General features: G+C 71.3%; 9 protein-coding genes, 1 tRNA gene, 1 other RNA gene and 1 pseudogene. 4 read left to right on the forward strand and 8 right to left on the reverse strand.

Going from position 1 to position 12,508, the window contains the following annotated elements:
- Nucleotides 1–31: 31 nt before the first annotated feature.
- The 5 genes from AB0M63_RS10340 to ffs all read right to left on the reverse strand — a co-directional run bounded on the left by AB0M63_RS10340 (nucleotide 32) and on the right by ffs (nucleotide 8,372).
- Complete coding sequence (locus tag AB0M63_RS10340) at nucleotides 32–1,534, reverse strand: N,N-dimethylformamidase beta subunit family domain-containing protein (protein WP_366019082.1); 1,503 nt, start codon at nucleotides 1,532–1,534, stop codon at nucleotides 32–34.
- A 196-nt stretch (nucleotides 1,535–1,730) separates the two neighbouring features.
- Nucleotides 1,731–4,292, reverse strand: a complete 2,562-nt coding sequence (locus AB0M63_RS10345) for a hypothetical protein (protein ID WP_366019467.1) — start codon at nucleotides 4,290–4,292, stop codon at nucleotides 1,731–1,733.
- A 312-nt stretch (nucleotides 4,293–4,604) separates the two neighbouring features.
- A complete protein-coding gene (gene purD / locus AB0M63_RS10350; protein ID WP_366019083.1) occupies nucleotides 4,605–5,858 on the reverse strand; it encodes a phosphoribosylamine--glycine ligase in 1,254 nt (417 codons plus the stop codon).
- Between the two features lie 87 nt (nucleotides 5,859–5,945).
- The gene (locus AB0M63_RS10355) at nucleotides 5,946–8,201 is read right to left on the reverse strand and encodes a DNA polymerase III subunit gamma and tau (RefSeq protein WP_366019084.1); all 2,256 of its coding nucleotides are present in this window, start codon (nucleotides 8,199–8,201) and stop codon (nucleotides 5,946–5,948) included.
- 72 nt (nucleotides 8,202–8,273) lie between these two features.
- Nucleotides 8,274–8,372, reverse strand: an RNA gene (ffs, locus tag AB0M63_RS10360) — signal recognition particle sRNA small type.
- Between the two features lie 71 nt (nucleotides 8,373–8,443).
- Between ffs and AB0M63_RS10365 the strand changes: the two genes are divergently transcribed.
- Nucleotides 8,444–8,531, forward strand: a tRNA-Ser gene (locus AB0M63_RS10365).
- Nucleotides 8,532–8,610: 79 nt separating this feature from the next.
- On the opposite strand, the gene AB0M63_RS10370 is transcribed toward AB0M63_RS10365, so the two are convergent.
- A complete protein-coding gene (locus tag AB0M63_RS10370) occupies nucleotides 8,611–9,087 on the reverse strand; it encodes an arsenate reductase ArsC (RefSeq protein ID WP_366019085.1) in 477 nt (158 codons plus the stop codon).
- Between the two features lie 88 nt (nucleotides 9,088–9,175).
- On the opposite strand from AB0M63_RS10370, the gene AB0M63_RS10375 reads away from it, so the two are divergent.
- From AB0M63_RS10375 to AB0M63_RS10385, 3 genes and pseudogenes are all read left to right on the forward strand, one after another.
- The gene (locus AB0M63_RS10375; RefSeq protein WP_366019086.1) at nucleotides 9,176–9,484 is read left to right on the forward strand and encodes a metalloregulator ArsR/SmtB family transcription factor; all 309 of its coding nucleotides are present in this window, start codon (nucleotides 9,176–9,178) and stop codon (nucleotides 9,482–9,484) included.
- Nucleotides 9,481–10,260 carry an MIP/aquaporin family protein gene (locus AB0M63_RS10380; RefSeq protein WP_366019087.1) on the forward strand — a complete coding sequence of 260 codons (780 nt, stop codon included), beginning with the start codon at nucleotides 9,481–9,483 and terminating at the stop codon, nucleotides 10,258–10,260. Before AB0M63_RS10375 ends, AB0M63_RS10380 begins: the two co-directional genes overlap by 4 nt.
- Nucleotides 10,257–11,312: pseudogene (locus AB0M63_RS10385) on the forward strand (ArsO family NAD(P)H-dependent flavin-containing monooxygenase). Before AB0M63_RS10380 ends, AB0M63_RS10385 begins: the two are co-directional and overlap by 4 nt.
- A 16-nt stretch (nucleotides 11,313–11,328) precedes the next feature.
- Here the strand turns inward: AB0M63_RS10385 and AB0M63_RS10390 are convergent.
- Together AB0M63_RS10390 and AB0M63_RS10395 are read right to left on the reverse strand one after the other, a co-directional pair.
- Nucleotides 11,329–12,069, reverse strand: a complete 741-nt coding sequence (locus tag AB0M63_RS10390) for a TIGR02391 family protein (protein WP_366019088.1) — start codon at nucleotides 12,067–12,069, stop codon at nucleotides 11,329–11,331.
- 53 nt (nucleotides 12,070–12,122) lie between these two features.
- Entirely contained in the window at nucleotides 12,123–12,500 is a 378-nt protein-coding gene (locus AB0M63_RS10395; protein WP_366019089.1) for a metalloregulator ArsR/SmtB family transcription factor, read from the reverse strand.
- Nucleotides 12,501–12,508 lie beyond the last annotated feature (8 nt).

Here is a 12,508-nt window from a genome sequence, read left to right on the forward strand (position 1 = left end):
CCGTATGCACGGCCCGCCTCCGGTCACGGGGTCAGTCGTGCTTGCAGATGCGGTCCAGGAGGTTGGCCGTGGCGCGCTGGATACGGGCGTCCACATGGCCGGGGCGGTCCAGGGCCGGTGACCAGGCGAAGGTGCCGGAGGCGAAGACGAGGGAGCCGGACGGCGCCCGGTACAGGGAGGTCTCCTGGTGGCGGAGCGCGCCCTCGCTGTCCGCGTACGGGGAGTGGGCGAGCAGGATGCGCTCCTCGTGCTGGGGCAGCTGGGTGCGCGGGAAGTACCGGTCGGCCTCGCCCGCGACCAGGCCCTCGATCCCCTCGCCCTCACCGGCGCCGGTCGCCTCCCACAGCCAGTGGTCGGCGTTGCGGACGATCAGGGGGTGCGGCTCGGGCACCCGGCCCGCGTACTGGATACCGACCAACTGCTGCTCGGGGCGGTCGACTTCGCGCCACAGCACCGGGCGGCCCGGGCCCCGGCGCTTGCGGCAGGTGAGCAGGCGGTCGGGGACACCGGACGGGGAAGCCGCCAACTCCACTTGCCAGTACATGGTGTTGGCGGAGAGGAAGACGAGGGACGTGCCGTGCTCGCGGGCGCGTTCGACGGTACGGCGCATGGGGGTCGACCAGTACTCGTCGTGGCCCGGGAAGACCAGCCCCCGGTAACGGGTGGGGTCGACACGGCCCGCGTGCAGATCGCGGGCGTCGGCGTAGGCGAGGTCGTAGCCGTAGCGCTCGGCCCAGCGGATGAAGTCGTAGGCGTGGCCCACGTGCAGGGGCAGGCCCGCGCCCGCGTACGGGCGGTCGAAGGAGACCGTCGTCGCGGCCTCGGACTCGCCGAGCAGCCGGCCGTCCCCGTCCCAGGCGTGGTAGAGGCTCGCGCCGGTGTGGCCGTCCTCCGGGTAGAGGTTGTAGGCCTGCCAGGTGATATCGGGCAGGAGGAGGAGCAGGTCGGCGGGGTGGTTGTCGCGGACCGTGAAGGGGATGTGGGAGCGGTAGCCGTCGGCGGTGGTGAGGACGGCGACGTAGGCGCCGATGCTCCAGTAGCTCGGGACCTGCAGCCGCCAGGACAGCCACCAGTGGTGGCAGGAGATCGTGCGGTCGGCGGTGAGCGGCGGGGGCTGGACGATGCCGGAGAGGCGGGGGCTGGTGGTGATCTTCGCGGCGCCGTCACCGCCGTAGTGGCCGATGCGGTAGATGTCGACGGCGAACTCCTGGGGCGGGTCGACCGTGACATGGAAGTCGAGCGCCTCGCCGGGGGCGACCGCGCTCGCCGAGGTGAAACCCTTGATCTGCCGCCGCACGTCGTCGGCGGAACGGGGGCCGCCGCCCCCGGAGGCGCGCGGGGCGGGGAGCTTGGGGGTGTTCCTGCCGGAGGCGTGGACCGGGGCCGGGTCCACGTACCAGGGGACGACGTGGCCGGTGTCGTCGAAGTAGGTCTCGCTGCCCCGGAGCCAGGGGACGGGGCCCTGTCCGAAGGGGTCCGTGACGGCGTGCGCCAGCGCTCCCGACTCCCAGCGGCTGATCTGCTCCGACCCCATGGCCGCTCCCCTCCCTCGTGCCCCCGTGGTTGTCCTTCGTGCATCTCGTGCGTGTGTCGTATGCCGTACGCCTTTGCCATGGACGGCACGGCGTACGGGACCGGCCCCAGCACATCACATTAAGCACGCACTCTGTCACTGGTCGTTGCCAATTGACCGAAAGTGGAAGACGGGGTTCCGTGTCAGGGATCCGGGGTCAGACGAGCCGTACCGGCTTCTCCGGGCGTATGCCCAGGTCGATCAGCCACGCCCGCAGGGGTGCCGGGTCGCCGTCCTCGACGAGGCTGAGCACTCTCGGGGCGAGATCGGCCGCCCTTTCGCCGTTCACCAGCAGCGTCGGACCGTCGAGCCAGTCGAGCCCGGGGGTCGCGCCGGCCGTGTCCATCGCGGCGCAGCACACCATCGCCGTGACGTGATCGGCGAGCAACTCCCGCCCGGTGCGCGGCGGTTGAAGCGGGAAGAGGGGCAACGACCCGTCGTCCCACAGCGCGTTGTCGGGCCCCTGCCCGGCCGGAGCCGAACCCACCGGCGGGGCCGCCGCCTCCTCCCGCGCCAACTCCGCGGTCAGCCCAGCGGCAAGCGCGGCACTGTGCGGCGAGCCGCACTCGCCGAGGTCTTCGTCGTCGTCTGCGGCCATTGCCTTGTAGGGCTCGGGGTGGTGGGGGGTTGAGGCCTCGGCCTCACCGCTGCCGCTGCCGCTGCCGCTGCCGCTGCCGCTGCCGCTGCCGTCCAACTCGGTATCTCCGTCGGCGGTGTTCGCCTTCGCGGGCCGGTCGGTGCCGTCGGCTTCGGCGGGCTCGTCGAGGTCAACGGGCGCCGGGGATACGGCGGTTCCGCCGGCCCCGGCGCGATCGCCGCCTACGCCCTCATCAGACGCGTCCGTCTCCGCGTACCGACCGCCGTCACCATCCTCGGCGGCCCCGTCCGGACCAACAGGCCCCGGGGACACGGCCGTTCCACCGGATCGGGCACCCTCGCCCCCGACACCGTCGTCAGCCCCGCACCGACCGCCATCGCCACCCTCGGCAGACCCGTCCGGACCAACAAGTCCCGGGGATACGGCCGTTCCACCGGATCGGGCACCCTCGCCCCCGACACCGTCGTCAGCCCCGCACCGACCGCCATCGCCACCCTCGGCAGACCCGTCCGGGCCAACAAGCCCCGGGGATACGGTCATTCCGTCGAACCCGGCGCCCACGCCCTCGTCAGCCACATCCGCCTCCATATACCGGCCGCCGTCACCATCCTCGGCGGCCCCGTCCAGACCAACAGGCCCCGGGGATACGGAGGTTCCACCGGACCCGGTGCGATCACCCCTCACGCCCTCGTCAACCGCGTCCGTCTCCGCATACCGGCCGCCGTCACCATCCTCAGCGGACCCATCCAGACCAACAGGCCCCGGGGAAACAGCCGTTCCATCAAAAGCGGCACCATCGATCCCCACGCCCACTCGACCCGCGTAACCGCCGGAGGCGGAGGCCCCCGTCAAGTGGTCCACCACTCGGGCCAGGGTCGGGGCGTCGTGGTGGGCGGTGATCGGGTCGGGGGTGCGGCGGACGCCGAGGGTGTCCAGGACTCGGTGGAGGCGGGCCGCGTCGGTGCGCCATTTGCGGTCGACGACCTCCTCCGGGTACTCCTGCCAGTCCACCGGCGCCCAGTCGGGACCGGCCTCGGCGGGGCCGCCGTGGAAGAGGCGGGCGGCCAGGAGCGAGGTCGCCTCGTCGATCGTGCCGGGCTCTTCGAGCAGGTCGCAGGCGGGGCGCTCGCCGAGCCGGGAGGCGAAGCCCTCGGCCAGGCGGTCGCGGCGGGAGAGCTCCGTCAGGGCCGCTACGACGCCCGCGTCCAGGCGGGACGGCCAGCGGCCCATCCGCCACGCGGGCAGCGCGACCCGGGTGAGCAGCCGGTCCCAGCCCGCGTACGCCAGGCCCACCTGTTCCTGCGCGACGATCCGCAGGCCGTAGTCCACAGCCTGTGCGCGCTCGGCGGCAGCGGCGGCCACGCCCCGCTCCATCTCGGCCGCGTGCCCCCGGCAACTGCGCAGCAGCAGCCGGGCGACCCAGCCGACACCGGCGAGCGCCGAGCGGAACACGGCGCCCCGGGGTGCCGAGGTCACCGCCACCGCCGCGTCCAGGCCCCGTACGAAACGGCGGGCCGCGGCTATGTCCGGGTGCGCGGAGGGACCCGTGCCGGCGACCACCGGGGCGAGCACCGCGCGCAGCTCACCGACCCGCATCCACCACAGGAACGGGGAGCCGATGACGAGGACGGGCGAAGCCGCCGTACGACGCGAGCGCGCCGGGGTGAGGCCCCGTACACCCGTGATCTCGTCGCGGTTCTCCCGCGGGGGCGGTCCGTGGGCCGGGTGGGTGCGGTCCTCCAGCCAACTGTCGCAGTCCGGGGTGAGCGCTATCGCGGACGGCGCGGGGACGTCGAGGCGGTCGGCCAGGTCGCGCACCATGCGGTACAGGTCGGGGGCCGACTCCTCGGCGATCGCGACCGTAGGACTCACTGCCGGGCGGGACCGCGCGACGACCAGCGCGATCGCACCGGCCGCGAGCAGCACGACGACCGCGGCCACGCCCATGATCCAGCGGGAGAGGTCCCAGCCCCGGCCCACGAGATGGCCGGTGGAACCGCCCGCGAGCAGGATCACCGCGACGGCGGCGGGCAACAGGGCGACGGCCAGTGCCCTGCTGCGGATCCGCAGCACGGCCAAGGCCCGGGAACGCGCCGCCTGCGCGCCCGCCTCCACACCCATACCGGTCACGACCGGACCTCACCCCCTCCGTGCTTCCCCGCTCTGCTGGCGTTGCTCACTCCCCCACTGTGGCACCCACCACTGACATCGCAATGCCGGTGGGCCAAGTGCCGGAATGCTTGCGCCGCACCATAGTTGGGGCCCCGGTCCCCGTCAGCCGGATGGGGCATCGCTCACTCGATGGAATGGCTCAGGGGAAAGGTGGATGACAGAGAGCAAGGATCAGGCCCCGAATCATGAGACGGGTTCGGGGCCCATGGGGTTTATTACGGCCTGGAGATACAGGTGGCAGACGGGTCTGCACCGAGGCGGCTACTCGCCCGCGGCCGCCTTCGCCGCGATGTCCGTACGGTGCTGGGAGCCGTCGAGCCGGACCCGGCTCAGGGCTGCGTACGCGCGCTCGCGGGCCTGGGTGAGGTCCTCGCCGGTCGCCGTGACGGACAGCACCCGGCCGCCCGCGCTGACGACGACGTCGCCGTCGTACTTGGTACCCGCGTGCAGCACGTACGCGTGCGGGGCGTCCTGCGCGGCCACCTCGTCGAGGCCGGTGATCGGGTCGCCGGTGCGCGGGGTGTCGGGGTAGTTGTGCGAGGCGATGACGACGGTGACCGCGGCGTCCTCGCTCCAGCGCAGGGGGGCCAGGTCGTCGAGGGTGCCGTTCGCCGCGGCGAGCAGGACGCCGGCCAGCGGGGTCTTCAGCCGGGCCAGGACCACCTGGGTCTCGGGGTCGCCGAAGCGGGCGTTGAACTCGATGACCCGCACACCGCGCGAGGTGATCGCGAGACCGGCGTAGAGGAGACCGGAGAACGGCGTACCGCGCCGCCGCAGCTCGTCGACGGTCGGCTGGAGGACGGTCTGAAGGACCTCCTCCACCAGCTTCGGATCGGCCCACGGCAGCGGGGAGTACGCGCCCATGCCACCGGTGTTCGGGCCCTCGTCGCCGTCCAGCGCGCGCTTGAAGTCCTGCGCGGGCTGGAGCGGTACGACGGTCACGCCGTCGGTGATCGCGAACAGGGACACCTCGGGACCGTCGAGGAACTCCTCGATGACCACGCGCTCACAGGCGCCTGCGTGCGCCTTCGCCGCTTCGAGGTCGTCGGTGACGACGACACCCTTGCCGGCGGCCAGTCCGTCGTCCTTCACGACGTACGGCGCGCCAAAGGCGTCGAGCGCTTCCTCGACCTCTTCCGGCGTCGTGCAGACGTACGAGCGGGCGGTCGGGACTTCGGCCGCCGCCATCACTTCCTTGGCGAAGGCCTTGGAGCCCTCCAGCTGCGCGGCCTCCCCGGAGGGGCCGAAGACCGGGATGCCCGCCTCGCGCACGGCGTCGGCGACCCCCGCGACAAGGGGTGCCTCCGGACCGACCACGACCAGCTCGGCGCCCAGCTCCGTGGCCAGCGCGGCTACGGCGGCGCCGTCGAGGGCGTCGACCTGGTGCAGCTCGGCGACCTCGGCGATGCCGGCGTTGCCGGGAGCGCAGTGCAGCGCGGTGACGTCGGGGTCGAGGGACAGGGAACGGCACAGGGCGTGTTCGCGGGCGCCGGTACCGATGACGAGGACCTTCACGTGGGTCAGCCTAGGACACGGCAGGGGCGAGGGGTTGCGGCGGCCTGTCGCGAGGGAGCGGAGCGCGGCCCGTGGACAGGTAGGTCGCTACTCGTTGGTGAACTCCTCCATCACCGTCGCTCCCAGCTCGCGCACGATCAGTTCGTGCCCGGAGAGGGCCGACTCGTCGAGGTCGGGGTCGTCATCCTCGGGGGTGTCGTCCTCGGGGGCCGTGGTGCGGGGGGCGGGAGATGGGGTGGGGGCCGAGGCTGCAGGGCGCTGTGCCTGGGTGGGCGCCGGTGCCGAGTGTGTGGGGGCGGGTGGCGTGGTGGGGGCGGGTGTGGGCTGGGAGGACGCCGGGCGGGGAGCGGGCGTACCTGGGCCGGGGCCGCCGTAGCCACCGGACGCGCCACCGCCGCCGTAGCCACCGCCGCCCGGTTGCGGGGGCGGGGTGCCGCCGCCCGAGGGGTCGACGACCGCCTCGATCTTCCACTGGACGTTGAACTGCTCGGCCAGCGCCTGCTTCAGTACGTCCTCGCTGCCGCCGCTGTTGAAGGTGTCCCGCGCACCGGCGTTGACGAAGCCGATCTGGAGAGTCGTGCCGTCGAACCCGGTGACCTGCGCGTTCTGGCTGAGCAGGATCCAGGTGAAGCGGCGGCGGTTCTTCACCGCTTCCAGGATGTTCGGCCAGAGTGTGCGGGGGTCGGGGCCGCCGGTGGTCGGGGGTGGTCCGACGGGGGTGGGGGGCGGGCCCTGGGGTGCGGAGGCCTGCACGGGTGCGGGGGCTGACGCTGGTGCCGGCGCGGTCTGCGGGGACGGGGGCTGTCCGCCGCCGGCCGGGGTTGCCGTGGGCCAGCCACCGGGGCGGCGACCGCTGCCTGCGGCTGTCGCGGTGGGCCAGGCGCCGGGGGCGGCGGGTTGCGGCTGGGGCTGTTGGGGTTCCTGGGGCTGGGCGTGGGCGGCGGGTGCGGGCGCCTGCTCCGGCGGCGTGCTGGGGCCGGGGGCCGGGGGGGTGCCGGGTGCCCCTGGACCTCGTACGGCAGCGCGCGCGGCGGCGGCACCACCGCCCGGCGGAACGGGCGGACCGGCGGGGGCGCCTCCCTCATAGGCCTGGTGTTGGGGCTGGGGCGGAGGCTGAATGTGGGAGTGGGCGTCGGGTCCGGGGACGTATCCCATGGCGGGCGCCCCGCCTCCACCCGAGAAGTTGACGCCGCGCTCAAGTCGGTCGAGGCGGGCCATGACCGACTGCTCGTCGCCGTAGGCGGCGGGGAGCATCACTCGGGCACAGATGAGTTCGAGCTGGAGGCGGGGGGAGGTGGTGCCGCGCATCTCGGTCAGGCCGGTGTTGACGAGGTCGGCGGCGCGGCTGAGTTCGGCCGCGCCGAAGGTGCCGGCCTGCGCCTGCATCCGCTCCAGGACATCGGTGGGGGCGTCGATGAGGCCCTTTTCGAGGGCGTCGGGAACGGCGGCGAGGATCACCAGATCACGGAGGCGCTCCAGCAGGTCGGCGACGAAACGGCGCGGGTCGTTGCCACCCTCGATGATGCGGTCGACGACTTCGAAGGCGGCGGCGCCGTCACCGGTCGCGAAGGCCTCGACGACGGAGTCGAGGAGCGAACCGTCGGTGTAGCCGAGCAGCGAGGTGGCCATGGCGTAGGTCACACCGTCGGTGCTCGCGCCCGCGAGCAACTGGTCCATGACAGACATGGAGTCACGCACGGAACCGGCACCGGCGCGCACGACGAGCGGCAGCACACCCTCCTCGACGGGGATGTTCTCCTGCCCGCACACCTGGCCGAGATAGTCGCGCAGGGTGCTGGGCGGCACGAGCCGGAAGGGGTAGTGATGGGTCCGCGACCGGATCGTCCCGATGACCTTCTCGGGCTCGGTGGTGGCGAAGATGAACTTGAGGTGCTCCGGCGGCTCCTCGACGACCTTGAGCAGTGCGTTGAAGCCCGCCGACGTGACCATGTGGGCCTCGTCGATGATGTAGATCTTGTACCGGCTGCTCGCGGGCCCGAAGAACGCCTTCTCGCGCAGCTCACGGGCGTCGTCCACACCACCGTGCGACGCGGCGTCGATCTCGATGACGTCGATGGACCCCGGGCCGTTGCGCGCGAGGTCGCGGCAGGACAGGCACTCGCCGCAGGGCGTCGGCGTGGGCCCCTTCTCGCAGTTCAGACAGCGGGCCAGGATGCGCGCGCTCGTGGTCTTCCCGCAGCCTCGCGGCCCGCTGAACAGGTACGCGTGATTGACCCGGTTGTTCCGCAGCGCCTGCTGCAACGGGTCGGTTACATGCTCCTGCCCGATGACCTCGGCGAACGACTCCGGGCGATAACGGCGGTACAGCGCGAGAGACGACACGCGTACGAGGTTATAGGCGCCCACTGACAACGGGGGCCGGTGGCGGGACTGGCGGCACCGCGGACACCGGCAAACGCAAGCGCCCCCCACGCACCCGCCAGAGCCAACCTACCCTTGCTGCCTTCCGGCCCTGGGGGAGTTCAGTCAGATAGCGCCGCGTGAGGGGCTCCGCACAGGCTACAGGATCTGAGCGGGGGGAACGAGTTCGCGAGCACTCCTCAACGTCTTGTATTGTTTGCGGCGGAGGATTCGCCTAGTGGCCTAGGGCGCACGCTTGGAAAGCGTGTTGGGGGCAACCCCTCACGAGTTCGAATCTCGTATCCTCCGCCAGTGCCTCACCGGGCACGATGTCGAAGGGCCCCACTGTTCGCGGTGGGGCCCTTCGTCGTATGTGGTCTCAGTTTTGGTCTCAGTTGGCGCGATCGGACTTAATTGGACCTCGGCGAACAGTGATTTGGTTCACCGTCCGCGGCCAGTGCTGTGCCGGGACACCGAGTTCGCCGAGAAGGCCACGGACGCGCCGCTCGATCTCGTCACGGATGGGGCGGACGTCGTCGACGGTCCTGCCCGCGGGGTCGTCGAGGGTCCAGTCGAGGTAACGCTTGCCGGGGAAGACCGGGCAGGTGTCGCCGCAGCCCATGGTGATGCAGACGTCCGACTCCTTCACGGCGTCGACGGTGAGCATCTTCGGGACCTCGGCGGAGATGTCGATGCCGACCTCGGCCATGGCCTCGACGGCGGCCGCGTTGACGCTCGCGCCCGGGTTGGAGCCGGCGGAGCGGACCTCGACGCGATCCCCGGCCAGGTGGGTCAGCCACGCGGCGGCCATCTGGGAACGGCCGGCGTTGTGGACACAGACGAACAGCACGGAGGGCTTGTCGGACATCAGAGGTCTCTCTTGTCTCGCAACAGAACGGGCACGACACATCAGTACCCGGTGGTGTCAGTCACCGCTGATGTGACAGTATCAGCGCATGCTGACGTCAGTCGACACTGATCTGATCCGAGTTCTGGCCGACCCGCTCAGGCTCCAGATCGTGACCCTGCTCGCCCAAGAGACGCTGTGCACCACGCATCTCGTGGAGGAGACGGGCGCGAGACAGACCAACCTCTCCAACCACCTGAAGGTGCTGCGCGAGGCCGGGGTCGTGGAGACGGAGCCGTGCGGTCGGTTCACGTACTACAAGCTGCGTCCGGACGTCATCGCCTCACTCGCCGGTCAGTTCGCCGACCTGGCCGAGTCCGCCCGCGCCGCCGCAGAGAACAAGAGGGCCTGTCCATGACCACCGCCGAAGCCGCCCCGACCGCGGAGTCCGCGACAGCCGTTCCCCCACCCGGAACCGTCGGGCCCGCCCCGGGCGCCACCCCGCCGCGCACGCCGCTGGTGGCCCGGGCCGCTGCCGAACTCATAGGCACCGCGCTGCTGGTGGCGGTCGTGGTCGGCTCCGGCATCCAGGCCACCGAACTGACCAAGGACGTCGGCCTGCAACTGCTCGCCAACTCCACGGCCACCGTCTTCGGCCTCGGCATCCTCATCCTTCTGCTCGGCCCGGTCTCCGGCGCGCACTTCAACCCGGTCGTGACGCTAGCCGAGTGGTGGACCGCGCGGCGCGGCGGCGCCGGGGTCACCGCGCGCGAGGTGGCGGTGTACGTGCCCGCGCAGATCGTGGGGGCGATCGTGGGGGCGATCCTGGCGGACGCGATGTTCGGCGAGCCGCTGGTGAAATGGTCCACGCATGACCGGTCGGCGGGTCATCTGCTGCTGGGCGAAGTCGTCGCGACGGCCGGTCTGATCCTGCTGATCTTCGGTCTTGCCCGGGCGAACCAGCTGCGCTTCGCGTCCGTCGCGGTCGCCTCCTACATCGGCGCCGCCTACTGGTTCACCTCCTCCACCTCCTTCGCCAACCCCGCGGTGACCATCGGCCGTGCCTTCACCGACACCTTCGCGGGCATCGCACCGGGCTCGGTCCTGGGGTTCATCGGTATGCAACTCATCGGTGCCGTAATCGGGTTGGCCCTGGTGTCCCTCATCTTCATGCCCGGACAACCGGCCGAATGAGCCCCACACCACAGGTGGTGGTGATCGGCGGCGGCCAAGCAGGACTCGCCGCCGGCTACCACCTGCGCCGCCTGGGCCTCGACTTCGTCATCCTCGACGCCCAGACCACACCGGGCGGCGCCTGGCCGCACGCCTGGGACTCACTGCGCCTTTTCTCCCCGGCCAAGTACTCCTCGCTACCTGGCCGCCTCATGCCACCACAGCCCGGCCAGACCTATCCCGACGCACAGCACGTGGTGGACTACCTCGCCGACTACGAGAAGCGCTATGAACTTCCCGTCGAGCGGCCCGTGCGCGTCCTTGGCGTCCACAGCGACACCCAACTCCTGCGCGTGGAAACCGACTCCGGCACCTAGTACACCCGCACCATGATCAGCGCCACCGGCACCTGGTGGCGGCCCTTTCTCCCCGCTGTCCCTGGCCAAGCGACCTTCGGGGGTCGCCAGTTGCACACGGTGGAATACCGCAGCGCCGCCGATCTCGCAGGCCAGCACGTGATCGTGGTGGGCGGCGGCAACTCCGGCGCCCAGATCGCTGCCGACCTGGCGTACGGCACAGACCTGACCTGGGTGACCCAGCGCCCGCCCCGCTTTCTTGCCGATGACATCGACGGGCGCACCCTGTTCGATGCGGCCACCGCCCGCCGCCGGGCCCTGGACGAGGGACGCACGGACACCGGGGGTGTCGCGTCCCTCGGGGACATCGTTGCCGTACCGCCCGTCCGAACGGCGCGAGACCGCGGCCTCCTGGAGGCGAGCCCGATGTTCGCGCGTCTCGTCCCCGACGGCGTCGAGTGGGCCGATGGCACCCGCGCCAAGGCCGACACCATCATCTGGTGCACGGGCTTCCGCCCGGCCCTAGCCCACCTCGCGCCACTCCAACTACGCGGCCGACGCGGCCACATCGACACAGACGGCACCCAGGCTGTGCCCGAGCCGCGTCTGCACCTGCTCGGTTACGGCGACTGGACCGGACCGGCCTCCGCCACACTCATCGGAGTCGGACGGCCTGCCCGAGACGCGGCCCGGCAGATCGCTGAACTCCTGTCCTGAATGGCTGCGCCGACAATCACGTGGCGAAGGCGGCCGTGTCCACCCAGCGGGCCAGGACGCTGAACGCAGCCAGTTGTTCGAGCGCCTCGTGCTGGGGCAACTCCGGCAGGCCGTCCTCGTGACTGTTGGGATTCCGGATGCCGGCGTAGCAGCCCTCAGCGAAGGCAGCAGCGCCGCGCTGGACGCTTCGGAAGGTGTCGCTACCGTCGTCGGTCATCAACCGCAGACGCGGCTGCCCCGGCCTAGGCGCGTCTTTCGAGAAGACGCTCTGGAACAGGGCGGTTTCGGTTACGTCCCGCCGCCCGACCTTGTTCTGCGTTTCGCGGTTGACCTTCTTCGCGGCGGCTGTGACCGCCTCCCGGAAGTGCCCGTCACGCCACAGCGCCTGTGCCGCCGTCCAGACCCAAGGATGCAGGCTCGAAGCACTCAGCCGTGGCGCGGCATCGCCAAGGCGCTCACGGATCTCGGCGTCACGCTGCAGGGCAGCGTCTGCACGTTGGGCGGCCTCGCGGTGCTGATACCACCGGTTGATCCGCTGGTTGCCGTTGGAAGAGATCGCGGTGCGCCAGTCCGGCAGGACCCGGTCGAGGATCTGCTCCACCACGTACGCGCTGGCGACGATCTCGTCCGGCTGGCCGCGGTTGGTCTTCCTGGTGCTGAAGACGACCATGCCTGGCGGATCCGCCGGCCGGTACAGCTCGGTGAGCTCCAAGAAACGCGACAACTCACCCCGCGCCCACTCGACGTCGATGCTCATTGCCCCATCATCCACGGGGCCACTGACATCGGCCCTGGAATTACGAACCGCTGTCAGGAGACAGATGGTGCGATGGTCAGCAGCTTGCCCATCGCGGCCAGCACGGACGGCTCCACCCGGTAGTACACCCAGGTCCCGCGCCGCTCGGAGGTGAGCAGCCCGGCCTCCTTGAGCTTCTTCAGGTGGTGGGAGACGGTCGGCTGGGATACCCCGACGTCGGAGATGTCGCACACGCACGCCTCGCCGCCCTCATGCGAGGCCACCGCCGAGAACAGCCGTAGGCGTACCGGGTCGCCGAGCGCCTTGAACATCCGCGCGGCCGTCTCGGCCTCCTCGGCCGTGAAGGGGCGCTCGGTCAGCGGAGGACAGCACGGCGCCACGGCCTTGGACACCTCGGGCTCCAGCAGCGGCAGCACCTTCGTATTCGACATGCATCTAT

This window comes from Streptomyces sp. NPDC051576, assembly GCF_040681835.1.
Taxonomy (GTDB): Bacteria; Actinomycetota; Actinomycetes; order Streptomycetales; family Streptomycetaceae; genus Streptomyces.

Bases quoted from the DNA above. Each gene is read 5' to 3' on its own strand.
- AB0M63_RS10340 (WP_366019082.1), bottom strand. From the start codon at position 1,534: ATGGGGTCGGAGCAGATCAGCCGCTGGGAGTCGGGAGCGCTGGCGCAC.
- AB0M63_RS10345 (WP_366019467.1), bottom strand. From the start codon at position 4,292: ATGGGTGTGGAGGCGGGCGCGCAGGCGGCGCGTTCCCGGGCCTTGGCC.
- AB0M63_RS10370 (WP_366019085.1), bottom strand. From the start codon at position 9,087: ATGTCCGACAAGCCCTCCGTGCTGTTCGTCTGTGTCCACAACGCCGGC.
- AB0M63_RS10375 (WP_366019086.1), top strand. From the start codon at position 9,176: ATGCTGACGTCAGTCGACACTGATCTGATCCGAGTTCTGGCCGACCCG.
- AB0M63_RS10380 (WP_366019087.1), top strand. From the start codon at position 9,481: ATGACCACCGCCGAAGCCGCCCCGACCGCGGAGTCCGCGACAGCCGTT.
- AB0M63_RS10390 (WP_366019088.1), bottom strand. From the start codon at position 12,069: ATGAGCATCGACGTCGAGTGGGCGCGGGGTGAGTTGTCGCGTTTCTTG.
- AB0M63_RS10395 (WP_366019089.1), bottom strand. From the start codon at position 12,500: ATGTCGAATACGAAGGTGCTGCCGCTGCTGGAGCCCGAGGTGTCCAAG.